Annotated in this window: 24 protein-coding genes; 17 read left to right on the forward strand and 7 right to left on the reverse strand. The window is 47.7% G+C overall.

Features of this window, described 5'->3' with window-relative positions; all coding sequences use genetic code 11:
• Positions 1-124 precede the first annotated feature (124 nt).
• Genes EST55_RS11645 through EST55_RS11655 form a run of 3 tightly spaced genes read left to right on the forward strand, consistent with a single transcriptional unit; the run spans position 125 to position 2,821 of the window.
• Positions 125-1,060 (forward strand): META domain-containing protein, encoded by a 936-nt coding sequence (locus EST55_RS11645; RefSeq protein WP_129497592.1) that lies wholly within the window; start codon positions 125-127, stop codon positions 1,058-1,060.
• A 25-nt stretch (positions 1,061-1,085) separates the two neighbouring features.
• Positions 1,086-1,535: an Rrf2 family transcriptional regulator gene (locus tag EST55_RS11650; protein WP_088767297.1), complete on the forward strand. Its 450-nt coding sequence runs from the start codon at positions 1,086-1,088 to the stop codon at positions 1,533-1,535.
• A gap of 14 nt (positions 1,536-1,549) precedes the next feature.
• On the forward strand, positions 1,550-2,821 hold the full coding sequence (locus EST55_RS11655; protein WP_100691321.1) for an amidohydrolase family protein: 1,272 nt from the start codon (positions 1,550-1,552) through the stop codon (positions 2,819-2,821).
• Between the two features lie 15 nt (positions 2,822-2,836).
• Here EST55_RS11655 and EST55_RS11660 read toward each other — a convergent pair whose 3' ends face one another.
• Together EST55_RS11660 and EST55_RS11665 are read right to left on the reverse strand one after the other, a co-directional pair.
• A complete protein-coding gene (locus EST55_RS11660; RefSeq protein ID WP_129497593.1) occupies positions 2,837-3,724 on the reverse strand; it encodes a MaoC/PaaZ C-terminal domain-containing protein in 888 nt (295 codons plus the stop codon).
• A gap of 114 nt (positions 3,725-3,838) precedes the next feature.
• Entirely contained in the window at positions 3,839-5,878 is a 2,040-nt protein-coding gene (locus tag EST55_RS11665) for a BCCT family transporter (protein ID WP_129497594.1), read from the reverse strand.
• Positions 5,879-6,024: 146 nt separating this feature from the next.
• Between EST55_RS11665 and EST55_RS11670 the strand changes: the two genes are divergently transcribed.
• Positions 6,025-7,191, forward strand: a complete 1,167-nt coding sequence (locus tag EST55_RS11670) for a PAS domain-containing protein (protein WP_240665307.1) — start codon at positions 6,025-6,027, stop codon at positions 7,189-7,191.
• Between the two features lie 16 nt (positions 7,192-7,207).
• On the opposite strand, the gene EST55_RS11675 is transcribed toward EST55_RS11670, so the two are convergent.
• Positions 7,208-8,443, reverse strand: coding sequence for an AMP-binding protein (locus EST55_RS11675; protein WP_129497595.1), 1,236 nt, complete (start codon positions 8,441-8,443; stop codon positions 7,208-7,210).
• Position 8,444: 1 nt separating this feature from the next.
• A complete protein-coding gene (gene pyp / locus EST55_RS11680) occupies positions 8,445-8,822 on the reverse strand; it encodes a photoactive yellow protein (protein WP_129497596.1) in 378 nt (125 codons plus the stop codon).
• A 146-nt stretch (positions 8,823-8,968) separates the two neighbouring features.
• On the opposite strand from pyp, the gene EST55_RS11685 reads away from it, so the two are divergent.
• Positions 8,969-9,559: a TetR/AcrR family transcriptional regulator gene (locus tag EST55_RS11685; protein ID WP_129497597.1), complete on the forward strand. Its 591-nt coding sequence runs from the start codon at positions 8,969-8,971 to the stop codon at positions 9,557-9,559.
• Here EST55_RS11685 and EST55_RS11690 read toward each other — a convergent pair.
• Entirely contained in the window at positions 9,543-10,694 is a 1,152-nt protein-coding gene (locus tag EST55_RS11690; RefSeq protein WP_240665308.1) for a cyanate transporter, read from the reverse strand. The two genes, EST55_RS11685 and EST55_RS11690, sit on opposite strands and share 17 nt — an antisense overlap.
• A 170-nt stretch (positions 10,695-10,864) precedes the next feature.
• On the opposite strand from EST55_RS11690, the gene gmk reads away from it, so the two are divergent.
• From gmk to EST55_RS11710, 4 genes are all read left to right on the forward strand, one after another.
• Positions 10,865-11,506: a guanylate kinase gene (gmk, locus tag EST55_RS11695; protein WP_100691328.1), complete on the forward strand. Its 642-nt coding sequence runs from the start codon at positions 10,865-10,867 to the stop codon at positions 11,504-11,506.
• Between the two features lie 63 nt (positions 11,507-11,569).
• Positions 11,570-11,839, forward strand: a complete 270-nt coding sequence (rpoZ, locus tag EST55_RS11700) for a DNA-directed RNA polymerase subunit omega (RefSeq protein ID WP_088767306.1) — start codon at positions 11,570-11,572, stop codon at positions 11,837-11,839.
• Positions 11,840-11,941: 102 nt separating this feature from the next.
• A complete protein-coding gene (spoT, locus tag EST55_RS11705; protein ID WP_088767307.1) occupies positions 11,942-14,047 on the forward strand; it encodes a bifunctional GTP diphosphokinase/guanosine-3',5'-bis pyrophosphate 3'-pyrophosphohydrolase in 2,106 nt (701 codons plus the stop codon).
• 1 nt (position 14,048) lies between these two features.
• Positions 14,049-14,441, forward strand: a complete 393-nt coding sequence (locus EST55_RS11710) for a RidA family protein (protein WP_053953304.1) — start codon at positions 14,049-14,051, stop codon at positions 14,439-14,441.
• A 3-nt stretch (positions 14,442-14,444) separates the two neighbouring features.
• Here EST55_RS11710 and EST55_RS11715 read toward each other — a convergent pair whose 3' ends face one another.
• Positions 14,445-15,788 (reverse strand): Na+/H+ antiporter NhaC family protein, encoded by a 1,344-nt coding sequence (locus EST55_RS11715; protein WP_129497598.1) that lies wholly within the window; start codon positions 15,786-15,788, stop codon positions 14,445-14,447.
• 136 nt (positions 15,789-15,924) lie between these two features.
• On the opposite strand from EST55_RS11715, the gene EST55_RS11720 reads away from it, so the two are divergent.
• The 3 genes from EST55_RS11720 to EST55_RS11730 are packed head-to-tail and all read left to right on the forward strand — an operon-like array spanning position 15,925 to position 18,625.
• Positions 15,925-17,148 (forward strand): hypothetical protein, encoded by a 1,224-nt coding sequence (locus EST55_RS11720; RefSeq protein WP_129497599.1) that lies wholly within the window; start codon positions 15,925-15,927, stop codon positions 17,146-17,148.
• Positions 17,148-17,702 carry a hypothetical protein gene (locus EST55_RS11725; protein ID WP_129497600.1) on the forward strand — a complete coding sequence of 185 codons (555 nt, stop codon included), beginning with the start codon at positions 17,148-17,150 and terminating at the stop codon, positions 17,700-17,702. The genes EST55_RS11720 and EST55_RS11725 overlap by 1 nt, the downstream gene beginning before the upstream one ends.
• A complete protein-coding gene (locus EST55_RS11730; protein WP_129497601.1) occupies positions 17,702-18,625 on the forward strand; it encodes a cation transporter in 924 nt (307 codons plus the stop codon). Before EST55_RS11725 ends, EST55_RS11730 begins: the two co-directional genes overlap by 1 nt.
• On the opposite strand, the gene EST55_RS11735 is transcribed toward EST55_RS11730, so the two are convergent.
• Positions 18,622-19,830, reverse strand: a complete 1,209-nt coding sequence (locus EST55_RS11735) for an HDOD domain-containing protein (protein WP_129497602.1) — start codon at positions 19,828-19,830, stop codon at positions 18,622-18,624. The two genes, EST55_RS11730 and EST55_RS11735, sit on opposite strands and share 4 nt — an antisense overlap.
• Positions 19,831-19,924: 94 nt before the next feature.
• On the opposite strand from EST55_RS11735, the gene trmH reads away from it, so the two are divergent.
• The 5 genes from trmH to ubiB are packed head-to-tail and all read left to right on the forward strand — an operon-like array spanning position 19,925 to position 25,760.
• Positions 19,925-20,608 (forward strand): tRNA (guanosine(18)-2'-O)-methyltransferase TrmH, encoded by a 684-nt coding sequence (trmH, locus tag EST55_RS11740; protein ID WP_129497603.1) that lies wholly within the window; start codon positions 19,925-19,927, stop codon positions 20,606-20,608.
• A gap of 9 nt (positions 20,609-20,617) precedes the next feature.
• Positions 20,618-22,699 (forward strand): ATP-dependent DNA helicase RecG, encoded by a 2,082-nt coding sequence (gene recG, locus EST55_RS11745; RefSeq protein ID WP_129497604.1) that lies wholly within the window; start codon positions 20,618-20,620, stop codon positions 22,697-22,699.
• Between the two features lie 42 nt (positions 22,700-22,741).
• Positions 22,742-23,497, forward strand: a complete 756-nt coding sequence (gene ubiE, locus EST55_RS11750; protein WP_129497605.1) for a bifunctional demethylmenaquinone methyltransferase/2-methoxy-6-polyprenyl-1,4-benzoquinol methylase UbiE — start codon at positions 22,742-22,744, stop codon at positions 23,495-23,497.
• Positions 23,497-24,102: an SCP2 sterol-binding domain-containing protein gene (locus EST55_RS11755; RefSeq protein WP_129497606.1), complete on the forward strand. Its 606-nt coding sequence runs from the start codon at positions 23,497-23,499 to the stop codon at positions 24,100-24,102. Before ubiE ends, EST55_RS11755 begins: the two co-directional genes overlap by 1 nt.
• Positions 24,102-25,760: a ubiquinone biosynthesis regulatory protein kinase UbiB gene (gene ubiB, locus EST55_RS11760; protein WP_129497607.1), complete on the forward strand. Its 1,659-nt coding sequence runs from the start codon at positions 24,102-24,104 to the stop codon at positions 25,758-25,760. Before EST55_RS11755 ends, ubiB begins: the two co-directional genes overlap by 1 nt.
• Positions 25,761-25,778: the final 18 nt, after the last annotated feature.

Genomic DNA, 25,778 nt, shown 5'->3' on the forward strand with positions numbered 1-25,778 from the left:
CTTTAGCAATTCTTTGGTCGGTTTTTTTGTGGTACTTGTCGTTGTCTTAGTCAGAGAGTTTGGTTAAAAGCGCTTGGGCGAGGTAAAGTGTTTACAAAGAGGGGAAACCGTTAAGGCGCTTTAAATGACGAAAATAATAAAACTGACCACGGTGCTAACCGTATTAGCTGGTGTAGTCGGTTGCAGTTCATTAACCAGTGACTCAGAGCAAACCATTCAGTATCAATGCGGGGCGGCCGAAGTTGCGCTCAACTTTACTGACGCGGCAGCGACACTTCATTACAAAGGCAGCTCGACACACTTGCATCAGGTGGTTAGTGCATCGGGCGCACGCTATAACGACGGTGCTGATCCCGTCACCCAATATTGGGGGAAAGGTAATGAAGCGACCATGACCTGGCAGGGACAGGAATTGCCAACCTGTGTGGAAAAAGGCACTTTGCCTAAGCACTTTACCGGCCGGGGCAACGAACCTTTCTGGCAGGTTGCGGTTAATCCGCAGCATATGACCATTACGACACCGGATACCGAAGCAATTGTCGATGTCTCGCCGGCCAAAGTCGTTTCTGAGAACCCTTATGAATGGCGCATTGACTCAGCCACAGCAACGCAGTTAGTGGTTATTGATACGTTATGTCGGGACTCGATGAGCGGCAGGCTTTACCCCTACCAAGTCGATTTGCACGAAGACGGTAACGTTTATTCCGGCTGTGGTGGCGACAGCGAATGGCTGGTGCAGGGCGTTGAGTGGCAATTGGTTAAATTTGGCGATCATCCGCTCAACACAAAAGCGCCAACATTGAGTTTTCTGGCCGGCGGTCAGCTGACTGGATTTAATGGCTGTAATCGGTACTTCGGGCAATACAACTTAGGTGGTGAGTTGGCGCAAATACAGCTTATGGGAAGTACCAAAATGGCGTGTCCGGAAACCGCCAGTCAACTGGAAAGAGAGTTCAGTGACGCTATGCAACGTGTCTATCAAGTATTTATTGATAACAATGAGCGCTTAGTGTTGACCACTCGCGGTAATCGACAACTGATTTTTGTCGAGCAACAGTAGCAATATCCTGATAGGGTTAACGCCTATGCAACTTAAAAAATACACCGATTATGGTCTGCGCGTTTTAATGTATCTTGCGGCCAAAAAAGACGACAACAGAGTCACGATTGATGAACTCAGTGGTATCTTCAATGTGCCCAGAAATCACTTAAATAAAGTGGTGCATCAGTTAGGAAAAGAAGGGTTTATTGACACTCGCCGGGGGAAAAATGGTGGTTTTTTGCTGGCTGTTGACCCTGCCGATGTGCGGTTAGACAAGATCATACGCCGGCTTGAAGGTGACGAGTACTGGATAGATTGTCATAAGCCGGAATGCGCTATATTCCCGGCCTGCGAGCTGAAGAATTTAATTAACGAAGGTAAGGAAACGTTCTACCGGTTTTTATCAGACTATACATTAGCCTCGCTAATGCAGAATGATGCTGATATTCGCCGACTCTGGGGACAGGAAATTCCAATAAACGAAGCACAATAATGAAGGGGAGTTCCATGCTTAAGAAATTAGCAGTAGGCATAGCCGTTGGTTTGGCGGCGACATCAGCGCAGGCAGGAAACTGGCTGCATTGCGGGGACGTATTCGATAGTCAATCCGGACAGCTTATTGGTGAGCGGTACATTGAAGTTGAAAATGGTGATATTAAGGCGGTCAAAGTGAATTCACCGGGAAGCTCCAACCAAGTAACCGACTTGTCAGACAGTACGTGTTTGCCGGGGTTTATTGACCTCCATGTGCACTTAGACGGTCAGTCCGGGCCAAATTCGTACATCAAGCAGTTTACTCAAAACCCGGCGGACTTAGCCTTGATTGCTCAGCACTACGGCATGAAAACGCTGAAAGCGGGATTCACAACGGTTCGTAACCCGGGTGACTCTGACAATGTGACCATTGCTTTGCGGGACGCCATTAACGCCGGTATTACCGATGGACCACGCATTTACACCGCAGGCAAGTCTATTGCAACAACGGGGGGGCATGCGGACCCGACAAACGGTTGGAAAGAACAACTGATGGGTCGTCCAACTCCAAAAGATGGTGTTATTAATAGCGCCGAAGGTGCTCGAGAAGCGGTTCGTCAACATTACAAAGACGGTGCTGACTTCATCAAAATTACCGCAACGGGCGGGGTATTGAGCATGGCAAGCAGCGGTGACAACCCTCAGTTTACTGACGATGAGTTAGAAGCCTTGGTTGATATTGCTGATGATTACAATTTTCATGTCGCCGCCCATGCGCACGGCAAAGCCGGTATGCTTCGTGCGGTAAAAGCGGGTATTGCTTCAGTTGAACATGGTACTTATATGGACGACGAAGTGATTGCGGCAATGAAAGAGCATGGTACGTATTTAGTACCGACGATTCTGGCTGGAAAATTTGTTGCTGAGAAAGCTGAAATTGACGGATATTTTCCTGAGGTTGTGAGACCCAAAGCGCGTGAAATTGGTCCGAAAATTCAGGATACCTTCGCCAAAGCTTATAAAGCGGGTGTGAATGTGGCGTTTGGTACTGATAGCGGCGTATCTGCACATGGTGACAATGCTCTGGAATTCCAGTACATGGTTGAAGCAGGCATGCCCGCAGCTGAAGCGATCCAGGCAGCGACAAGCGTCGCAGCTGATTTTCTGAAGAACGATAAAATTGGCCGTATTGAAGCGAATAAAAAAGCGGATATTGTTGCTGTAAAAGGTAATCCTTTAGAGGATATTACTCTGCTACAAAATGTCAGTTTCGTGATGAAAGACGGAAAAGTGTATAAGCAATAAAATAACCAAGAGGGGTCAGTCGAAACGCACTGACCCTTCTAGTTTCAAAGAGGTGTGGTCGCTACTGCGCACTTCGTACATGGTTTTATCTTCCTCGCAATTCACCCACAGCTGTACTCTAGCCGGCAAAATAACCGGGCGCTTAAAAGTCACGTCTATGTAGGTTACCGCTTTTGACTGTTTGCGTTCCAGCTCAGCCTGAGCTCGAGCCATCATGTACATACCGTGAATAATCGGTTTTTCGAAACCAAACCAGCGCGACACGAGCGGATGTAGGTGAATGGGGTTAAAGTCGCCGGATATACGGGCGTATCGGCGGCCCATACCGCTGCCTAACTGCCAATGAGCCAAGTTGTCCCAGCCTTCGTCGGGTTCGAAAGGTTTCGGCGGTGCTTTCTTTGTTTGTGTCTTTGCGTTATCGGACTTCATGACTTGATAAACGCTGGTACAGGTCGCCACTTTTTCACCTTCTTGCCAAAACTCGACCGTAAACTGCGGTCTTAACCGGCGTGGAGACACATCAGGTCCGCGCTTAGGTACTTTGACTTTTGACACCAGCTGAAACGACTGGTCAGTTTGAATAACCGCATGGCGCTCTAGTTTGTTGCTGACGTGCACCAGACCCGGTGCAGGCCAAGGGAAGCTGTCGTCGAGCATCTGCGCTAAGTGCGCACGCTGCGCGATGCAATACAGCATGGCAAGCGGGACATCACTAACAAAACCACCAAAAGCCTCGTGATATTTTTCTAACTGTTTAGCTGCCGGAGCCGGAATAGAATAATGCTTTTCCAGCGTTTCTGAATTAGCCTCAGACTCATCGCTACGCTGTAAGGTAAATAATGACCTGAACAGCATAGTTGGCATGGGGGCAAGTTTTTGCGGATGGTTATCCACACGTTCCATAGTGATAGTGACTCCCTACTGACTTAGTGGTTATTCTCGCACATGTTGCAAAAATTCAACAGTCCGACCACTAAAAAGCCGCTCCGAAGAGCGGCTACTCTAGTCTTCCCGGTGTTACTTGTTGGTTTCTATATCGTCATTGAGATCTTCATCGTGCTTTTCGAGATCCCACGGCAGAACACCCGGACTGTGGTGTCTGAAGTGCAGGTAGTTCTCGAATTGGTTAATTACGTCATTGATGATATCTGATGACTCATAACCGTATAGATCATACGACTGACCACCTTGTCTCAGGAACACCTCTGCTCGGTAGTAGCTCTCGCGGTTTTGGTCGTTGCTGAGCACAAACTCCGGCAGTAAGTAGTCGCGTAGACGAATTTCATAAGCAAAATCGAGATCATTTTCTCGTTCAACACTAAGAATGATGCGATTGTGCTCTTCGTCCGTTGTAAATTCGGCAGGCCAGTCCTGACTTTTCAGCTCTTCTTTTACTTTTTTCAAGGACTCCGTCGCCGGTCCGTTAATAAACTCCAATACAGGTTCTTTTTTCGGAAAGTCGACCAGGCCGGCTAAACGTTTTTTCCAATAGTCCGGACCCTCGTTAACACCACGACGGTGATGATGGCGGTGGCTCTTCAGACTGTTGTATTGGTGCCCTTCAATAACCAACGCTCGCCACATTCCGGCTGCGGATATGAGAATAATGACAGCGAACGGTAAAGCACTGGTTATTGCCGCGGTTTGCAGTGCGCCTAAGCCGCCGGCAACCAGCAGCACTGCCGCAACAATACCTTCGCTACTTGCCCAGAAAACACGCTGCCATACAGGCGTTTCCATGCCACCGGATGCTAATGAGTCGATAACCAGTGAGCCAGAGTCCGATGACGTGACGAAGAAGGTAATAATTAAAAGCACGGTGACAAAGCTAATAATGCTGGTCAGCGGCAATTCTTCGTACAGTTTGAATAGGGCTATGGCCTGATTATCTTGCACTTCCGAAATGAGTGTTGTGTAACCTTCGTTCATGATCATATTCAAAGCGGTATCGCCAAATACGGCGAACCAGAAGAACGTGAATATGGTAGGCACGAACATGACCCCAAAGACAAACTGGCGAATAGTGCGTCCGCGACTGATTTTAGCAATGAACAGCCCGACGAACGGCGCCCAGGCTATGGTCCAGCCGAAAATGAATAGCGTCCAGTTACCAATCCAGTCACTGCGTTCATAGGCCTGCAAGTTAAAGGTACGTTCAACAATACCGCTTAAGTAAGCCCCGGTGTTTTGCAGGAAGGTTTCCAGAATGTGGATGGTAGGCCCGACAATGAACACGAATAATAACAGGAAAAGAACCAGTGTCATGTTCAACAGAGACAGTCGCTTAATCCCTTTATCCATGCCGGCAACAACCGACGCTATTGCGGCAAGAGTAATAACACCTATTGCAATAATTTGCACGGTGGTCCCCACAGGAATGTCTTCCCACAAATAGTTCAGGCCGGTGTTTATTTGTATGACCGACAAGCCCAGGGTTGTGGCAATACCAAACATGGTTCCCAGCACCGCAAAGGTATCGACAGCGTGTCCTATTGGGCCATTAATTTTCTCGCCAATTAACGGATACAGCGTAGAACGCATGGACAGTGGAAGGCCATGTCGGAATGAGAAATATGCCAGAACTAAGCCTACTAGGCCGTAAATTGCCCAAATGTGGAAGCCCCAGTGGAAGTAGGCAATTTGCATAGCCTGTTTAGCAGAGCCGATTGTTTCAGCCGCGCCTGCGGGCGGTTCCGCGTAATGTAAGACAGGCTCTGAGACACCGAAGAAAAGTAAAGCAATACCGTAACCCGCCGAAAACAGCATGGCGAACCAAGAGGTAAAGCTGTATTCCGGTTCACAATGGTCGGGACCTAATTTAATACGCCCCCAGCGCGATATTGCCACACCAATAATGAACACTAAGAAAAGAGCGACGGCGAGCATGTAAAACCAACCAAAGTTGTCAGTAATGCCTGCTAACGTCCAATTAAACAGTTCACCGGCTTTTTCAGGTGCACTTAACGTCCCTATTACCAGTAAAGCAATGACAATAACCGCTGGTAAAAACACCGGAATCAGTATTGCGTTGTGCCACTTAGCTTTCTCCGCTGACATAAAAACTCCTGTTTTTATTATGGTTTGTATATATATAGCCTACTTAAATTGTTTTGTAATGGGTCACTTTACATTTCTTTTACTGCTTATTTTGTAGTCTTTACGGTATGATGAATGCCCGTTCATATTTTTCAGTTAGTGGTTATATGAAGGCTCAGAATTCATCAGTTGATTTAGTGAGTTTAACGAATGCACTGCCGGGCGCGGTCTATCAATTAGAGCTAACCGAAAGTGGCGACTGGCACTTTCATTTTGTTAGTGAAGGTATTGAAAGCATTTACGGGTGCACCGTGAGTGACCTTCAGAAAAACACATGCGTCTTGAAAGACATTATTGTCGCTGATGACTATGAAGCGGTAGTCAGTAGCTTACTCGAGTCCGCGAAATATAAAATCCCGTGGAACAAAGAATACAGAGTGGTTCGCAATGGACAAACGCATTGGGTTTATGGTCATGCAGTGACTGAAAAACAGCCTAATGGCAGTACCATCTGGAAAGGTCAATTACTGGATATTACTGAACGTAAGCAGTTAGAGCTGACGGTTAAAAGGCATCAGCGGAATCTTGAACTTGCCGAACGCGTTGCTAACTTAGGCCACTGGAAACTGAATTTAAACACCGGCAAGTCGGTTTGGTCTGATACGGTGTACGAGCTCTATGGTTTGGAAAAAAGCAAGACTGACCCCGGTCTTGATATTGTCATGGAAAAAACGCACCCACAGGATCGAAAAGCCGTAACCGACGCTATTGAAGCCGCCAAAAAGTCAGGTGTGCGCGACGTGGAACATCGTATTATTCGCAGTGACGACACCGTTCGTTGGTTGCGGGAATCCGGTATTTATCAGCTTGATGAGAATGGTGATGAAATTATTTTTGGCACGGTTCAGGATATTACCGACTACAAAGAGATGGAGCTGAAGTTGCGCAGCACCGGTGGAGAGGATGAACACACAGGCTTCTATAACCGACGTATGATGTTGCGTGCTCTCCAGCGACGGTTCAGTTTTTATAAAGCCCACCCGGAATACCCTTACTTTTTACTGGCTTTGAAAGTCACTAATGACTCTAAAACGCTCGCTCGAGCGGCAGAAATTGTTCGCGCGAATATCAGAGATTACGACACACCAGGACATTTAGGCAATGGCTTAATTACCGTTTTGCTGTCGACTCTGTCACGTCCGGAAAATAACAGCAGCCTTCGTCGTGTTATAACGGAACTGAGCGACGCCGGCATTGAAAGCCATTGTATGTTGGAAGAAGCGAAGAATACCGATAGCCGATTCGATGATATCCTGACGCGGGCATTGCCTTGAGAAGGCTCATTGCAGTTTAAAGTGACCAGTCTTGCTGCTTGCCCATTTCATTGACCGGAATGGCGTCTCCAAACGTAATATGCGTGGGGACTTCAATATCGAGAAGATGCTCGCTTAACCAATGCTTCAGATCTGCTTCCGTTATTTTCTCGCTATGGTTTTTCAGAACCACAAACGCTTTTAACCCTTTACCTTCTGCTGGCTTTTTTTGTCTTACGGCAGCTGCACTGACGGCTGGGTGTGACTCGATAAGTGTCATTACTCGCGACGGATAGACATTGGTTCCTTTAATAACAACAGCACTATCAACCCGCTCACTGACAATAAAGCTCTTATCGGATAGCCAGTTGAGCTTATCGGGCAACTCGTAACTTTGTTGTGTGTGTTTTTCCTGCAGGGTGTTTATCGACTCTTGTTGCCAGCGAGGCAGAAGTAGAAAGGGTTGCTCCGGTGAGAAGCGATAACCAATACCGGCAGTCTCAGAGCTGCCATAAATTTCAATAACGCGGGATGCGCCTGCCTCATAAAGCGCATTGGTGGTTTCTGCCGGGCACGGACCCGACGACGTTGTGAAAGTAACTTCGTTGGGTATATGGCTTAGTAGTTTTGTTGCCTGAGTTAAAGCCTCAGGAAAGCCTATAATGAGGTCGCCGGACTGCAAAGAACCGCCGGTTACTTGTTGAAAGGCAGTGAATCCCCGTATAACGGGAACGTCCAGAATGTCAGGCAGTAATACCGAGAATAACAACCCGTAAATATGATGCGACGGAACCAACGCAATGACGCGATGAACACTCGTACTTTGGGTACTAATCAGCTTGGCAAAGTAGTCTGCTTCGTCAGTGAGTTGAGCCCAAGGGTGTCTGCATGGCTTTGGTTGACCTGTGCTGCCAGAGGTCGTGACCGTTATGTTTTGTGATGCAATGTTGCGGGCTTTCTGCACTATTTCCGACCAGTCACCGAGCGTGTTTTTGCGCAATAGATAGTCTTCAATACCGCTTTCTTCCATTTGGAAAAATTGTACAACACGACCAGCAATTGCCATCCATTCAAGCGAGTCGACCACGATTTCGTTGTCGGTGCTATCGGTTGCTTTCCCGGTTGCTTTACTTTGCGGAACCAGCTCGTCGGTCGGCAGCCAGCGACGACGTCGCCACTCGTTACTTTCAGCAGGTCGAAGTCTTGTCAGCTCCTCGGCGATAAGATCACCAATGAGCTGAACAAGTGCTGGCTTTTTTAAGTTGACGCTCACTTTACAGGCGCTTTACAAAGACCCAGTAACTATCACCAGATAAGGCTTTTTTCATATGGACTTTGACTTTCGTGGGCTTCATTTCATAGTCGAAGACATACTCAAACATGGTATTTAAATCACCATTTTTTACGCCGTCGTCAAAGCGACCCTTGAATTCAGGGCTGTTTGTACAAGGTGCAACGTCTCGGAAAAAGTTTTTTCCGACCACTTCTTCAGGGTTACGACCCGTAATGTCGCCTTCCGCTGCATTGTATTGAATAATTTTTCCTTGACCGTCGAGCTGAATAGCACCAAACGCAATATCATTGATTTTGTCATCAGACATTTGCGCCAGTTTGTTTTCAATGTCTTCTGAACCGAATTGAACAATTTCCATCGTCTTTTACCTTTTTTAGTCAATGTCCTTCTTTTAGTATCGAACGGTAGAGATTAGATCACACTCCTTAACAAATTCTTTACTGTCATAGTCAAAATAGAGGTCTATACTTATTCTTTTATTAGCAACGTCGAGGGGACACAAGGATGCCAAGAACACCCCAATTTCACCGTGAAACTGCCTTAAATAACGCGTTGTATCTTTTTTGGCGACAGGGTTATCACGCCACGTCGATGAAAGACATTGAAGAAGCTATGGATATGCGTCCCGGTAGTATTTATGCGGCGTTTGGTAATAAGGAAGCCTTATTTAAAGAAGCGTTGGATGCTTACTTTTCTATGGTTGAGCAAAACTTTCGGGAAACCATCGCGAAGCAGCCATCGGTGCTACAAGGGTTCCGTCAATATTTGAAAGATATTGCAAGCACGGGCGAGAGCTGTGCGCCCACTAAAGCGTGCATGTTGGTCAAAACATTATTGGAGTTTACGCCGGAAGATAAAGCCTTTAGTGACCCGGTATATGCATACTTTGATTCAATTGAGACAATGTTTAAAAGCGCGTTGGAAGACGCAAGAAGCCGTGGCGAGCTCAGTAAACAAAGCTCACCCGGGCAGTTGGCTAGACTGATTCAAACCAATGTGATTGGTTTGAGGACAATGGCACGGCGGAGCCTGCCGCAGGCGCAATTGGAAGTGTTGGTCGATGACGTTATCGCCCGCATTATTCCAATGAATTAAACAGTCCTTTGTAGCCCCTGGGATTAAACTGCCAAGTCATTGCCAGAATAATTAAGCCGACCGCAATGTGCAATTGCCAGCCGAATGTATAGTTGCCGGAAACATCACGAAACCAACCGGTAATTAACGGCATAAAGCTGGCAAACATAAAGCCGATGCCTTGCATGAAGGACACCAGGCGCCCTGCCTGAACGGGGTTATCAATATGGTCTAACGCCATAACAATGCACAGTGGGAAAGCACCACCCAAACCAAAACCGCAAAGTGCCGACCATAGCCAGGGCGACACATTTGGAAACCAACTCAGGCCGATAAATCCAACCATTTGTGTGAGTACAGCCAGCGCCAACCAAGGGCGGCGATCTTGAGAACGTGATAACGCAGGCAGCACTAACGCCCCAATGACTTGAACGAGAGAAAACAGCGCCAACAGGTTCCCTGACGCTTGGGCAGACCAACCAAACTCTGCGTAAAAGGGCGCTATCCAGGCAATAAAGCCCGCATAGCCTGCATTCACCAACGCGAAGTAGGCACCGAGCACCCAGGCTCTTGGCGACTTGTAGGCTCGCAGTAATAAATGCCTGGGTGGAATACTGGCGACGGGTGTCCGATTGACTGGCAAATACCAAATGACTAAAACCAGCGCTGCCAGAAGGCTCCAGCCCCCCATTGCCTGATAGCGTTCTGGCAATAAATTAGCGGCCCAGGGCGTGGCAACAGCGCCTAACGCAGCTCCCCCCATCAGCGCTGCTGACCAAAGGCCGGTTACTAAGCCGAGCCGTTTCAAATATTGCTGCTTTGTCAGCTCAGGAATCACAATGTGCAATAGGGATATGCCGACCCCGCCAATCACCGCGCTGGTTATCATACTGGTGCTGGTTGGTTCAAAGAAGCGAGAGACTAAACCAGTGGTTAAAATGAAAAGTCCCAAACCAATGCCATGGCGGTAACCCAAAGCGGTGGTAACACGCCCGGCAAATAGCGCCATAGCACCAATCATTAAAATAGGAATAGTCGTAAGCAGCGATACTTCACTGAATGACAACCCGGTTATGTCGCGTAATTCACCCGTTAATGGACCGATAGACGTAAGTAACGGTCTTAAATTCAGCCCTAATAGCACTAAAACAGTCAAGCTAACGACGAGTCGAATTCCTGAGGGCGCAGGAGTAAACGTTGGTCCTTTTGACAAAATAATACCGCTGGTTATTTAAAACCTTACTTTACTGAATTTTCATCGTTGTGTGAAACCGTGTTATTCTTTGGCGCCAACAGTCGCTATCCTTTACTGAAAGAGTACCCGTTATGACCGCATCTACGGCGCCAGGGAATTTATTTATCGTTGCAGCCCCCAGTGGTGCAGGCAAGTCGAGTTTAATAAAAGCTTTGTTGGACAAACACGCAGACAACTCCATGCAGGTGTCTGTTTCATCAACCACGCGCGCTCCCAGACCGGGAGAGGTAGACGGTGTGCATTACCACTTTTTAGACGTTGATGCATTTGAGAAGCGCATAGCCGCCGGGGAATTTTACGAATGGGCCAAAGTGTTCGACAACTACTATGGTACGTCACGTAAGGTCGTTGAGTCGCTGTTGGCTGAAGGCAAAGATGTCTTTTTGGATATTGACTGGCAGGGTGCTCAGCAAGTGCGTGAACATCACCCCGAGGTGCGTTCTATCTTTATTGTGCCACCAAGTTTGTCAATTTTAGAGCAACGTCTCAGGGCGCGTGGGCAAGACTCAGAAGAAGTTATTGCTAAACGCATGGCCAAAGCTCAGGCGGAAATGTCGCATTATCATGAGTTCGATTACCTGTTGGTGAACGACGATTTTAATGACTCGCTGAATGCGCTGGAGCACATTGTGATGGCACAACGGCACAAAATGCCGCACCAACAAGTAAGATATTCACAGGTATTGAAGGAATTACTTGGATCGTCAGGCTGAATTCCGTATAATTCTTAGCCTTTCGAAAAATGTCACTCAAGTTTTAGTGGGAGTAAGTAAGCCATGGCTCGCGTAACTGTAGAAGATGCTGTAGACCGTGTAGGTAACCGTTTTGATTTAATCTTGTTAGCGTCACGCCGCGCGCGTCAATTAGCTAATGGTAAAGAGCCACTCGTTGAAACTAAAAACGAAAAACCAACCGTTATTGCGTTGCGTGAAATTGAGCACGGCTTAATTGATGGCGAACGCTTAGACGTAGAAGAGCAAGCGGCTCAGCAAGAGCAAGATGCTGAAGAACTTCGTGCCGTTGATGCACTGCGTGGCATTGAATAATAGAAGTCAGTTCGCCAACGGTATCAATACCGTTGGCAAATCCCTCAAATCCCCTTATTCTGAAAGTATATCTATTATCCAGTCTTAACTGGGGAGTTACTGGTGTACCTATTTGAAGGTTTAAAAGCGCAAATTAGCGAGTATCTGCCGTCTGACCAAGTCGACAGAGTAGCCGAGGCATTTGTTGTGGCTAATGAAGCTCACAGCACGCAAAAGCGCAGTAGTGGTGAACCTTATATTACCCACCCGGTGGCGGTCGCCAGCTTACTGGCCGATATGCGGCTTGACTGCGAAACTATCATGGCAGCGTTGCTGCATGATGTCATAGAAGACACAGAAACCAGCCAGGAAGACCTCGCCGAGCAGTTTGGTTCAACGGTTGCGACCTTGGTAGAGGGCGTGTCTAAACTCGATAAGCTGCAATTTAACTCAAAAGAAGAAGCGCAAGCGGAAAACTATCGCAAAATGATAATGGCGATGGTGCAGGACATTCGTGTGGTGTTAATAAAGCTGGCGGATCGCACACACAATATGCGAACCATTGAACACCTGCGCCCCGACAAGCGTCGCCGAATTGCCCGGGAAACATTAGAGATTTATGCTCCCTTAGCTCACCGGCTGGGTATTCATGACATAAAGAATGAACTTGAGCATTTAGGCTTTTGGGCACTTTATCCGTGGCGTGCACGGCTACTGGAGTCGGAGGTTAAAAGAGCCCGGGGTAACCGTCGTGAATTTACCGATCGGGTCAAAAGTGAAATAAACTCCCGCCTGGAAGGTAATAACATCAGTGCTCGAGTGCTGGGCCGCGAAAAGCATTTACATAGCATTTATCGGAAAATGCAGACCAAAGAGCTCAAGTTTGAGCAAGTTATGGACATTTATGCGTTTCGCGTCATTGTTGATAGCGTGGATACTTGTTACCGGGTTCTGGGCGCGTTGCATAATCTGTACAAACCAATCGAAACGCGTTTTAAAGACTATATTGCGATTCCTAAATCGAACGGCTATCAGTCGTTGCATACCTCATTGAAAGGACCGCATGGAGTACCGGTTGAAATCCAAATTCGTACGGAAGAAATGGATTTAATGGCTGACCGAGGGGTTGCGGCGCACTGGATGTACAAGAAAACCGATGACTCTGGCACTACCGCTCAGGTGCGTGCTCGTAAATGGATGCAAAGCTTGCTTGAACTCCAGCAAAGCGCTGGCAACTCTTTTGAGTTCATTGAAAGCGTTAAGTCAGATTTATTCCCCGAAGAGATTTACGTGTTCAGTCCGGACGGACGAATTACTGAGTTGCCGCAAGGGGCAACCGCGGTTGACTTCGCCTACGCCGTGCATACCGACGTTGGCAACACGTGCATTGGTGCGCGCGTCAATCATCGCACCTATTCACTCAGCAAGCCGTTGGAAACTGGGCAAACCGTAGAAATCAAAACGGCACCGAATTCGCGTCCGAATATTGCTTGGCTGAATTTTGTGGTGACCGGAAAAGCGCGAGCAAAAATACGACAGTACCTGAAAAGTCAGGAGGCCGACGAAGCTCAACAGTTGGGTGAGCGCTTACTTCGCTCAGCGTTGGGTCCTGTCAGTTACGACGATATTCCCGAATCAGAATTTGATCGTGTACTAACGGACACCAAAGTCGCGTCGAAAGAAGAATTGTTGAAGCAAATTGGTCTGGGCAACTTAATGTCTATTGCTATAGCGAAACGACTGTTGGGTGAGTTACAGCCAATAAAAGATGAAAACGCTTCAGAAAAGAGCTTGTCTATTAAAGGTGCTGAGGGCTTGTTGGTGAGCTTTGCGAAATGCTGCCGGCCAATTCCGGGCGATGACATCATTGCACACGTGAGTCCTGGTAAAGGCTTGGTCATTCATCGCCGTGAGTGCAAAAACGTGCGTGGTCATGAGGATGATCCGGGGCGTTACTTCCCGGTCGAGTGGGATAACAAGCCAGAAGCGGAATTTATTTCAGAAATTAGAATCGAAATTATTAACCACCAGGGCGTTTTAGCCCGGTTAACCTCTTCAATAGCGACCACCGGTTGTAATATTGACGGACTGAAAACAGAAGAAATTGACGCCAATATTTACTTTATCGATGTCGCACTAACGATAAGAAACCGGAAACATTTAGCGGATGTCATACGCCACATTCGAAAAATGCCGGATGTTCAGCGCGTGACGCGCTTAAGGAAGTAGTATGTCAAAAGTGATTATTTCTACCGATAACGCACCTGCTGCTATTGGCACGTATTCGCAGGCAGTAAAGATTGGCACAACGGTGTATTTGTCAGGGCAAATTCCATTGGTGCCTGAAACCATGGAACTGGTGAGTGAAGATTTTACCGCACAAGCGGAGCAAGTTTTTAAAAACCTGACCGCTGTCTGCGAAGCTGCCGGTGGTGAACTGCAGGACATGGTTAAGCTACAAATTTATCTGACCGATTTGGGCGAGTTTGCCATTGTGAACGAAGTCATGGCTAAGTTCTTTAAAGAGCCTTACCCAGCCCGTGCGGCTATTGGCGTGAAGCAATTGCCAAAAGGCGCACAGATTGAGATAGACGGTATTCTCGAGTTGCCGAGCACTAACTAAGCTTCACACCACTGTTTCTGGCGCTGGCTCCCTGTCTTCCAGAGGTCGGCGCCAAATAATAATAGCGATAGCGACCGCTGCCAGAATAAAGCAGTAACCGGTGTGGATACTGACCGACAACGGCGATATTTTAAAGCTGGCCCCCATTAGTAAAGCTTGCGCTCCGTAGGGTAATGCTCCTTGTACCACACAGGCAAAAATATCCAGTATGCTGGCGCTTTGGCGTGGCGCTAAATTGCCAATTTTAGCTAGTCGTTTACTGACTTCCCCGGCTAATAGAATGCTGACTGTATTATTGGCAACACACAGGTTGGTAAGGGCGGTGAGTCCAGCAACGCCAATAGCTGAGGCCCGCTGCTTGTGCTTGCTGACTTTGTTTGCGGCGGCTTCGACAAAATGCGCCAGGAAAGCTAACCCGCCCTGCTGACGAATCAGTGCTGATAACCCACCAATAAGCAATGACAGCAAGAAAATTTCCTGCATGCTTTCAAAGCCTTTGTAAATGTCCTGACTGAAGGCAACCCATTCGTAGTCGACGGTGACCATACCGAATGCTGCAGCCATAACGATACCCAGGCCAAGAACTGCAAATACGTTCAGACCTAACACCGCCAGTATAATAATCGCAAAATAAGGAATGGCGAGCCAAAGGTTAGCGTCCGGAACATTCAGAGGGACACCGCTGGTGTCGTAAGTAACCAACCACAAAACAGTGACTATAGCTGCCGGTATCGCAATTTTTAGGTTCGCACGGAACTTGTCACGCATGGTACAACCTTGAGTACGTGTTGCGGCAATGGTGGTGTCAGATATTATCGACAAGTTGTCACCAAACATAGCGCCGCTGACCAGCACACCCGCGAGCAGTGGCAAGCTAATGTCAGTGGCTTCGCCAATACCTAAAACTACCGGCGCTAACGCCGCCAGAGTGCCCATGGATGTCCCCATTGCGGTTGAGATAACCCCGGCAATAATGAACAGACCCGGCAGCAGGAACGCGGCAGGAATAATGCTGAGGCCTAATGCGACCATTGCATCCACACCACCCGTGGCTTCAGCAACTGTACTGAATGCGCCTGCCAGAAGGTAGATAACGCACATGGTAATGATGTTATTGTCACCCACACCGGCGACAAAGGTGTTAATTCTTTCTTCAAAGGCCTGCTTGCTGAGCAGTATACCTAATACAATGGCGGGTAATATGGCGACAGGACTTGGTAGTTGATAGAAAGCGTACTCAACACCTTCGTTCTGAAAGTAGAGGCCAGTGCCTAAAAATAAAATCAGGAATAGCGCGAGTGGAAGAAGCGCTTTAGCACTTGCCGGTTGTGGCGACGAATCTGTCATAAACTACCTTTTATTTTTATTTTGGACGTCCAGAAGCTTATCCGTCCATTGGTTTTTGTGCAACATTTTTTCTGCAACACGAAAGTAATGCATTGATTGTGACCACAGTGGTATATTTTTGCAAAAGGAGGCGTTTATGGATCAGTTTTTTGGCAGGGCTTATGTGTTTATTCCCTGCTATTTGGACGGAAGAGCACTAAAAGCGGTTGAAACTGAACAAGGGTCCTATGTCAGTGAAATGGCTGACAGGTTTTCAGAAGAAGTGTCTAACCGCAGCTGGAACCAGTTCGAACGCGGAACGCTGGGTCGCTTTTCATTTAACTTTTACGGCGAAAGCGAAAAGGACACGAATTGCGAGCAACTGCCGGGTGACGTTTATTTCACCTTAAACCAGCGTACTCAGTTATGCATTTTAACGATTGTATTTGGTGTTAATGGTGAGCCAATAACACAGCTGTTAGACAGAGTCTCGCGTGAAGGCATTGAAATAGCGAATGGTGACGAGCGTAACGCCAGTTTTTATGAGTACTTAAAAGCAAACCATGGACTGCAGGTGTCCGGTAAAGCGCGCGTTTGCCTCAGTACAGGTCAAAAGCTGTCAGACATATTAAAGCCGTCGGTATTTGCAAACGAGATGTTTGAGTCCGATGTTATGGAGTCGGCGGGTTTATTGCCGACTTTTGGTCAAGGCTGCTGGCAGGAAAATATTGCGGTGTACAACAGCAGTGAGATATACGCGAGCAAGACAACCGTGCTTCGTTACGACAGTAATCTGGATAATGGTGACCCTGAGTTATCGGGCATGTCAGTAAATGCCATTCGTCGTGACTTAATGCTGACTTTCATCATTGAGTTATTAATGTTTCGGGAAGCGTCTATAAAGCGCGCTAACTTGCGAGTGACCCATTCAATACAAACCGATGAGAAACTGGAGCTGGACGACATTAATGACTTGATGGGTGACTTTAAAGCGGCCATTTTGTTTTGGGATTTGGATATATTTCTTTACCCATCAGCTCAGCAGTTGGCTGACAGCTTGTTTGAAAAGTTTGATATTGATCGTTCGCTGGAAACGTACCGAAAGAACCAAAGCTTCCTCGAACAGCGAGTAAACCTGTCGAATGCTGCGCAGGCAGAAAAAGAAACCCGCACGATAAACTACATTGCTATTATTGTGTTCTTTTTCGAGGCGGTGCCGTTACTATTCGTGTTAGCGGAATCACTTATCCAGAAAAAGCCGCTTAATATGCTGGCGATATATTCCGGGATAGCCGCGATTAGTGTCAGTTTTGTCTTATTTGTTGCGATTTTGGGCATTGTAAGAATGCGCCGACTCACCAAAAAAGCGGTACGAAGTTAATGCAAGAAAAACAGTTAAGCTCCGGCTTTTTCACCTATGCAGAATTACAGGGAATGGGCTACACCGTTGATGGCATTGTTGAAAAAACCGTTGCGCTATCAGCCGATGATATTTCTGGCTATGACTCGCAAGATAACGAGAGTCAGTATTGGCTAAAACATCGTCGGAACAATATGTCGTTGTTTGTTTGTGCTATGCAGGGTGACACTATGTTGGGCCACTTTTCAGCCATGCGCGTAAAAACAAATGAAGCAATGGCGTTTCTAGAAGGAAAGTGTGCAGAAACCGAGTTTACCGTCGTTTCTGAACAGGACGCCAAAACAACGTCACATTATGTTTATATCAGTGCGGTTGTGGTAAAAAAATCCTTGCGAAACAGTACGGTTGCTCTGAAACTGATACGACAAGGCTATCGTCTTTTGAATCAGTATTTAAAGGAAACCCCGCAAGCTAAGGGGATTTTTGCGGAAGCCTACTCGGAAGAAGGGCGAAGACTCTGCGAACTCTTTGGTATGAATAATATCTCGGCAAATTTTTATCGTAAGGATAGGTAATGTTCAGTAAAAAGCTCGATCCGGAGTTAGAGTCACAGCTGTTATCGTTATCGGTCTTGGCCTCGCTGTTCTTCACGGTGTCGGGTATTGTGGTTGGGCTGTTAACCGGTTCGTCAGTAGTGCTTTTTGACGGCTTGTACTCAGGTATCAGCTTATTACTGTCCTATTTGTCGCTCATTGCTGCTAAAAATGTGAATGCCGACGATAGTGTCTCCTTTCCTTATGGTAAAAGCGCTATTGAACCCTTTTTAGTCGGCGTTAAATACCTCACGTTAATTGTCTTATGTGTGTATTCTGCTTTTGCTGCCGCCTTTGATATTGCCGCTGGCGGCAGTGACGTGAATATCGACGTGGCGTTGGTGTATTCGCTTACCTCCTCGGTTGTCTGTGCGGGTGTTTACTTTTATTTCAAAAAAGCCTCAGCCAATTTGGAGTCAGACTTAGTTCGCTCTGAGTCTTACGAATGGTTTCTGGATACCATTTTGTCTACGGGCATATTTATTGGCTTTGTTGGTGCGCTAATACTCATGCGCGTTTCGATGGGAGAGTGGGTGCCCTATATTGACCCGGTATTGGTGTTGGTAGCGTCACTTGCGTTTATTGCTACTCCGCTGAAAGGGCTAATCCAAAGTGCCAAAGAACTCATTGGTTTTCAGCCGAAAGGAAAACTTGTCAAACAGTTAAACCGAATTGTGGAAGAGGTTGAAAAAGAGAATAACTTCGACTCGAGTGTGGTTCGTATTCAAAAAGTCGGTCGCACCGTATTCCTGGAAATTGACTTTATTGTTAAGGATGATGACTTCTCTGTGACAGTCCTTCGGCAAGATGACATACGTGAAAAAATACACAGTCAAATTGTAAAACTGGGGTACCGCTGGTGGCTCACAGTTGCCTTTACCAAAGACGAGAAATGGGTGGCTTAACTGATGGCGAGGCGGCACCACTGGCTGGCATCGATGTATAATTGACCAACATTAGTCCCGTTCATTTTTTGTTTTAACGGATGCTTTTCCAGTTTGTCCCACTTACCGCGTTCATACAGCTCGGTCATTTCCAGTAAAAAGCCCCAGGCACCCTCACGTTTTAATAGGGCGCGCTCGATGTCTTTCGACACAGGAAGCTGCTTTAATATGTCTTCCATGGACACACCTAAAATAATATCCAGTAATGACAGCATGCCCGTTAAAAACGCAGCAGAATGGTACTTTTCGCTGAGAATTTCAGCACTAATAAGCTCCATAAACCGTGCACGGGTAATTGACTTTATGGTCAGCTCTTCGGGCTCGCCTGCAGACACATTGGCCAAAACCACCAGTGTGATGAAACGCTTTATCTCATTGGTGCCTAAATAGGCCAACGCGTGCTGTATAGTTTCTATTCGTTTGCGGCCACCGTGCAAGGCACTGTTGACCAGCTTTAGCAAACTGTAGGTGAGTGATAAGTCTTGCTCGATAATCTGCCGCAACGCCTTTAAATCAATATCGTCTTTGTGGGTCTCTTTTAGCAGTGTCAGCATGCTGAGCCGGTTGGGAGGCAGTGATTTTCGCTGGAGTACTTGCGGTTGCTCAAAAAAGAATCCCTGAAAGTAGTCAAACCCGAGCTCCAGGCAGAGTTCAAACTCTTCTCTGGTTTCGACGCGCTCCGCAAGTAACGGAACGCCTTGCTCTTTGAAGTATTTTATCTTGTCATCCAGAGCCAGCCCTTGCTCCTGAATATCAATTTTGACCATATTGATCATGGGAATGACGGGCTCCCACTGATTATCGAAGTCGTGATCATCAAGGGCGATGCGATAACCTTTTGACTTGGCGGAGCTGCAGGCTTTTAATAAGGGCTCGTCAACACCAACGGTTTCAAGCAACTCCACCCAGACCGTTCGGGCATTAAGAAAAGACGGGAAGTCATTCAACAACGTTTGCGCATGAAAATTAATAAACGCCTGCTTGCCCATACACAAGGTTTGAATGTCACCCAGTAAGTGCTGTTCGAGCAAAAGCTTTGATGTGGCTTCATTGGGATCAATATTCGGGAAGCTGTTCGCCTCGCTGTCGCGAAACAATAACTCATACCCGTAAACCTTTTGGTCTCGCGTTAAAATAGGCTGTCTGGCAATGTACGAATAAGACATTTATTGTCCTGATTGTGGGCTGTTGTTTTCGGTTAGGACTGATTCACTGACTCGGGTATACTGCTAATAATTAGTTCTTTTTTCAAAAAATGCAATGAGTCCTGAACGCTATTTAAGAATTAACCAAATGCTTGATAAACGCCAGCCTGACTTAACGGTAATTATGGAGAATGTTCATAAGAACCATAATTTGTCTGCGGTGGTGCGCTCTGCCGACGCAGTGGGTGTACATGAAATGCATGCGGTATGGCTGACTAAAAAGGCAAGACTATCGGGTGGCACTGCACTAGGCAGTCAAAACTGGGTGAAAATTCATAACCACCGGTCTATGGATGACGCTATAAGCACTGTGCGTGAGCAGGGAATGCAGGTTGTGGTGACGCACTTGTCAGAGCATTCAGTCGACTTCAGAGACATTGATTACACAGAACCAACGGCGATTCTACTTGGGCAGGAAAAGTACGGGGTGACTGAGCGGGCGTTGGCGCAAGCTGACCATCATGTGATGATACCCATGGTCGGTATGGTTCAGTCGCTGAATGTGTCAGTAGCGGGTGCGGTGATGTTTTATGAAGCACAACGCCAGCGTGAACTGGCCGGTATGTACCAGTCGCCACAAATAAGTGCCAGTGAGCGCCACCGAGTGCTTTTTGAAGGCGGGCACCCTATTTATGCGAAAGCGTGTAAACGCAAAGGTATAGCTTATCCTGAGCTCGATGAAAGCGGTCAAATTATGGCGGATGATACTTGGTGGCAAACCATGCGGGAAAAACGGTAAGGGGGCATTGTGCCGGAAAACGGGCTGCACCGAATTCCATTAACGGTGCTAAAAGGCGTTGGAGACAAAGTAGCGGTTAAGCTGAAAAAGCTCGGGCTTGAGTCTGTCAGTGACGCGTTATTGCACCTGCCGCTTCGTTACGAAGATCGCACCCGTATTGAATCGGTCGCTCAGCTGCGCCAAGGCATGTCGACGAATGTGTTGGTCACTGTCAGGCATGCCGATATTAAATATGGTCGTCGGCGTATGTTGATCTGTCAGGCGTTGGACGACACCGGCAGCATCTCGTTGCGGTTCTTTCAATTCAGTGCCGCTCAGTTAAAGCAATTTGCCGCCGGAACAAAGATTCTGGCATTCGGCGAAGTGCGGCGTGGTATGACTGGATGGGAGATGATTCACCCGGAATACAAAGTGATGCGGGGGGACGACGCTGTGCCCACCGAAGATACGCTGACACCGGTATACCCTATGACTGAAGGGGTCACTCAAGGGCTACTAAGAAAGGTCATAGAACAAGCACTGAGTTACTTAACCCCGGGAGCCTTACCTGAGTTACTCCCCAATACGTTGCAGCCACATCATTTATCATTGGAACAGGCTATTTTAACGCTTCACAAGCCTCCAACAGATGTGTCTCTGCAAGCGCTTGAACAAGGTGAACACCCTGCCCAGCAGCGGCTGGCCATGGAAGAGCTTATTGCTCACCAATTAAGTATGCTGCAACTGCGACATTCGAAACAGCAGCAAGCCGGCTTTAAAGTGGCGGGTTCAGGGCGTTTAACTCAGCCATTTTTAGAACAATTGCCGTTTTCCCCGACGAACGCACAACAGCGTGTTGTGGGTGAAATTACCAGTGATATGGCACAGGGCGCTCCAATGATGCGGCTTGTGCAAGGCGATGTCGGCTCTGGCAAAACACTGGTGGCTGCGCTGAGCGCCTTAGCGGCTATTGAGGCAGGATACCAGGTTGCGCTAATGGCCCCCACCGAACTGCTGTCCGAGCAACACGCCATTACGTTCGACCAGTGGTTAAGTCCGCTGGGTGTTAATGTTGCCTGGTTAAGCGGTAAGTCGAAAGGCAAACGTCGTACCGAGCTGCTTGCTCAACTAAAGGCGGGCGATATTCATCTGCTGGTGGGTACTCACGCGCTTTTTCAAAACGACGTTGAATATCAGAACCTGGCGTTAGTTATTATTGATGAACAGCACCGCTTTGGGGTGCATCAACGGTTACAATTGCGGGAGAAAGGCGTTCAGGCGGGTGTGCATCCGCACCAATTAATTATGACGGCAACGCCAATACCCCGAACATTAGCCATGACGGCTTATGCGGACTTGGCCACGTCAATTATCGACGAATTGCCGCCGGGGCGAACCCCGGTGACAACGGTGGCGGTGCCGGATACACGACGACAGGACGTAGTCGAGCGCGTGCGGGACGTGTGTCAGAGCGAAGGCCGGCAAGCGTATTGGGTGTGTACGCTTATTGAAGAGTCTGATGTATTGGAATGCCAGGCAGCGGAGGACACTGCTAACGATCTTCAAGAGCAATTGCCGGGGTTAAATATCGGATTAGTGCATGGCCGCCTCAAGCATGAACAAAAAGAACAGGTTATGCAGGCATTTAAGGCGGGTGATGTTGATCTTTTGGTGGCAACAACAGTTATTGAAGTTGGGGTGGATGTCCCGAATGCGTCGTTGATGATCATTGAAAATCCGGAGCGCCTTGGCTTAGCACAGTTGCATCAGCTGCGGGGGCGTGTTGGTAGAGGTTCGGTAGCCAGTCACTGTGTGTTGCTTTATCACAGCCCGCTGTCGCAAACCGCACAGCAGCGTCTCGGCGTGTTGCGCGAAAGTAACGACGGTTTTGTGATTGCCCAGAAGGATTTAGAAATTCGTGGACCGGGGGAGCTGCTCGGTCATCGACAAACCGGTTTGGCGGCATTGAAAGTGGCGGACTTAGAGCGTGACGAGCCGCTTATTCCGGAAGCTCAGCGAATTGCTGAAATTGTATTAAAAGAGTATCCGCAAAGCGCAAATGCACTGATTGAACGGTGGTTACCAAGGCGTGACCACTATGCTCAAGTGTGAACATCAAGTACACTACAGGAAATTGAGTTCGGGACAGTTTGAATGAACGATAGAAAAGACGATTCGATAGATTTTGGCTACCAAAAAGTGGCTAGAAGTGAAAAGAAAAACCTGGTTGCCAACGTGTTCCAGTCGGTAGCGTCAAAGTACGATGTCATGAACGACTTAATGTCATTTGGCATTCATCGGCTGTGGAAACGTTACACCATTGACTGCAGCGGTGTTCGAAAAGGCATGAAAGTGCTGGATATTGCCGGTGGCACAGGCGACTTAACCGCACAGTTTTCGCGTCGGGTGGGGCCGGAAGGCGAAGTGGTGTTAGCGGATATTAATGACGCTATGTTAAAAGTTGGCCGCGACAAACTGCGTGACAGAGGTGTTGTTGGCAACGTGCGTTATGTGCAGGCAGACGCGGAAGAGTTGCCGTTTGACGACAATACCTTCGATGTCATTACCATTGCTTTTGGTCTGCGTAACGTGACTGACAAAGACAAAGCATTGAGCTCTATGTTGCGTGTTTTAAAGCCTGGCGGTCGACTGTTAATTCTGGAGTTTTCTAAACCTGTATCAGCCACCTTAAATCAGGTGTACGACTTTTACTCGTTTAATATATTGCCCAAAATGGGGCAGGTGGTTGCGAATGACGCCGATAGTTATCAGTATCTGGCGGAATCGATCCGTATGCATCCTGATCAGGACACTCTAAAGTCGATGATGGAAACCGCCGGTTACGAAAAAGTCGACTATCAAAATATGACAGGTGGTGTTGTCGCTCTGCATAGAGGGTATAAGTTCTAATGACGTTATTACCGCTATTGCCAACGGTTCTGTTTGAGAAGTTAGCAAATTCGCTGTTAAAAAAAGACGCGCAAAGCTCTGAAAAACTGCGCCGTTTAGCAGGTAAACGAGTTCGGCTGAAACTTAAAGAGTTGCCGTTTACAACCACCGTTAGTGTGGATGAAGCGGGTATTTATATCAGCACGGCGGATAGCGATGACGTGGACTGCTGCATTAGCACTGAGCTGGGTGTTTTGCCGGAATTACAAGACACAGCCAATTTAACGCGCCTAATTAAGGCCGACCAGCTCGATATTGACGGTGACCCTATGCTGGCGCAACAGCTGGTGGGATTGTTTAAGTCGTTAGAGGTCGACTGGGAAGCCGAATTGGCGAATACGTTGGGAGATGTTCCGGCGCATTGGTTAATGAAACTGTGGCGCAAAAGTCGCCGCCATGTTGAACAGCAATTGGAAGAAAGTAAACGCTGGTTCAAAGGCGTCGTTACTGATGAAAAACAGCTGCTTCCGACACGCGATGAATTTAATGAATTTAAAGAAAACATGCAGCAGCTACGAGCGAAAATTGAGCGCCTGCAAAGACAGCTCGAGGAAAGGAGCAACTAATGCGGACTCGGCGCTTTTATAAAATTACCAAAACGTTACTGACATACGGGTTGGACGACTTAGTTCCGGCTCGTTGGCTGCCCTGGACGATACGTTTGGGTCGTCATGCGCTGTTTTGGATGCCGAATAAGCACAAAGACAAGCCTGCTGGCGTTCGTCTAAGGTTGGCATTGGAGCAGTTGGGGCCGGTGTGGGTTAAATTTGGGCAAATGCTGTCAACACGCCGCGACTTGCTGCCACCAGATATTGCGATTGAGCTGGCGCGTTTGCAGGACAAGGTACCGCCATTCAACGGTGAAGCGGCTCAGAAGATCATTGAAAAGTCGTTAAACCTGAATAGTATCGACGATTGTTTTATTGATTTTGATACGACGCCTTTGGCTTCGGCCTCTATTGCCCAAGTGCATACCGCTCAGCTGAAACACGCAGACGAAGTTGTCGATGTGGTCATTAAAGTCATTAGGCCTGACATCCGGGAAACCATTCATGCGGATCTTGAATTAATGGAAACACTGGCTTCAGTGGCGGCGCGGCACTTGCCCGACGGTCGCCGCCTGAAGCCAAAAGAAGTCGTCAAAGAATACCGAAAAACGTTATTGGACGAGCTCGATTTATTGCGTGAAGCGGGCAATGCGATTCAGCTTAAGCGTAACTTTGAAAACTCTGACATGCTCTATATTCCGGTGGTTTACAGCGACTACAGCCGTCATAACGTGATGGTGATGGAGCGCATTGACGGCATACCGGTGAGCGATGTTGATACTCTGCGAGCCCGTGGTGTCGATATGAAAAAGCTGGCTGAGCGCGGTGTTGAAGTGTTTTTCACACAAGTATTTCGGGACAGCTTTTTTCACGCCGACATGCACCCGGGCAATATTTTTGTCGCCAAAGACGACCCGCTACACCCACGCTACATTGGCATCGACTTTGGTATTGTCGGCACGTTAAACCGAGACGATAAGCGTTATTTGGCGGAAAACTTTTTGGCCTTTTTTAATCGGGACTATCGTAAAGTCGCTGAGCTGCATGTTGACTCTGGCTGGGTTCCCCGCCACACCAATATTGAAGAATTCGAATCAGCTATCCGCACGGTTTGTGAGCCTATTTTTGAAAAGCCATTGGCGGAAATTTCGTTTGGACATGTACTGATCAATTTGTTTAATACTGCCCGCCGTTTTGAAATGGAAGTGCAGCCGCAGCTAGTGCTACTGCAAAAAACCCTGCTTTATATTGAAGGCTTAGGACGTCAGCTTTACCCCGAGCTGGATTTGTGGAAAACCGCAAAACCTTTCCTTGAGCGCTGGATGAATGAGCAATTAGGTTGGCGTGCCGTTGTTCGCTCGGTAAAAGAGAATGCGCCTTACTGGGCGGAAAAAATGCCGGAAATTCCGAACATGATTTACGACAGCCTGCGCCAGTATCAAACGCAACCTAAGCAGAATGACTATCGTTGGCAAGCGCAGCTTCGAGCGCAGCGTGAGGCGTCCACCTCAACCTTCTGGACTATTCTGAGTGCCAGTGGACTCATTTGTACCACCTTATTATGGACAGACACCGAATTGTCGGCGCCAACCATCGGCTCTGGTATAATTACGATATTATTAGCCGTTATGGCCTGGCGAAGCCGGCCGAAAACGTCGAACGGCGAATTTAACTAAAAACGATTATAGGAAAGC

Source organism: Idiomarina sp. 29L (assembly GCF_004123135.1).
Lineage (GTDB): Bacteria > Pseudomonadota > Gammaproteobacteria > Enterobacterales > Alteromonadaceae > Idiomarina.

Excerpts from the sequence above, each read along its gene's own strand:
- EST55_RS11645 (WP_129497592.1), top strand. The coding sequence starts at position 125 with ATGACGAAAATAATAAAACTGACCACGGTGCTAACCGTATTAGCTGGT.
- EST55_RS11650 (WP_088767297.1), top strand. The coding sequence starts at position 1,086 with ATGCAACTTAAAAAATACACCGATTATGGTCTGCGCGTTTTAATGTAT.
- EST55_RS11655 (WP_100691321.1), top strand. The coding sequence starts at position 1,550 with ATGCTTAAGAAATTAGCAGTAGGCATAGCCGTTGGTTTGGCGGCGACA.
- EST55_RS11660 (WP_129497593.1), bottom strand. The coding sequence starts at position 3,724 with ATGGAACGTGTGGATAACCATCCGCAAAAACTTGCCCCCATGCCAACT.
- EST55_RS11665 (WP_129497594.1), bottom strand. The coding sequence starts at position 5,878 with ATGTCAGCGGAGAAAGCTAAGTGGCACAACGCAATACTGATTCCGGTG.
- EST55_RS11670 (WP_240665307.1), top strand. The coding sequence starts at position 6,025 with ATGAAGGCTCAGAATTCATCAGTTGATTTAGTGAGTTTAACGAATGCA.
- pyp (WP_129497596.1), bottom strand. The coding sequence starts at position 8,822 with ATGGAAATTGTTCAATTCGGTTCAGAAGACATTGAAAACAAACTGGCG.
- EST55_RS11685 (WP_129497597.1), top strand. The coding sequence starts at position 8,969 with ATGCCAAGAACACCCCAATTTCACCGTGAAACTGCCTTAAATAACGCG.
- gmk (WP_100691328.1), top strand. The coding sequence starts at position 10,865 with ATGACCGCATCTACGGCGCCAGGGAATTTATTTATCGTTGCAGCCCCC.
- rpoZ (WP_088767306.1), top strand. The coding sequence starts at position 11,570 with ATGGCTCGCGTAACTGTAGAAGATGCTGTAGACCGTGTAGGTAACCGT.
- EST55_RS11710 (WP_053953304.1), top strand. The coding sequence starts at position 14,049 with ATGTCAAAAGTGATTATTTCTACCGATAACGCACCTGCTGCTATTGGC.
- EST55_RS11715 (WP_129497598.1), bottom strand. The coding sequence starts at position 15,788 with ATGACAGATTCGTCGCCACAACCGGCAAGTGCTAAAGCGCTTCTTCCA.
- EST55_RS11720 (WP_129497599.1), top strand. The coding sequence starts at position 15,925 with ATGGATCAGTTTTTTGGCAGGGCTTATGTGTTTATTCCCTGCTATTTG.
- EST55_RS11725 (WP_129497600.1), top strand. The coding sequence starts at position 17,148 with ATGCAAGAAAAACAGTTAAGCTCCGGCTTTTTCACCTATGCAGAATTA.
- EST55_RS11730 (WP_129497601.1), top strand. The coding sequence starts at position 17,702 with ATGTTCAGTAAAAAGCTCGATCCGGAGTTAGAGTCACAGCTGTTATCG.
- EST55_RS11735 (WP_129497602.1), bottom strand. The coding sequence starts at position 19,830 with ATGTCTTATTCGTACATTGCCAGACAGCCTATTTTAACGCGAGACCAA.
- trmH (WP_129497603.1), top strand. The coding sequence starts at position 19,925 with ATGAGTCCTGAACGCTATTTAAGAATTAACCAAATGCTTGATAAACGC.
- ubiE (WP_129497605.1), top strand. The coding sequence starts at position 22,742 with ATGAACGATAGAAAAGACGATTCGATAGATTTTGGCTACCAAAAAGTG.
- EST55_RS11755 (WP_129497606.1), top strand. The coding sequence starts at position 23,497 with ATGACGTTATTACCGCTATTGCCAACGGTTCTGTTTGAGAAGTTAGCA.
- ubiB (WP_129497607.1), top strand. The coding sequence starts at position 24,102 with ATGCGGACTCGGCGCTTTTATAAAATTACCAAAACGTTACTGACATAC.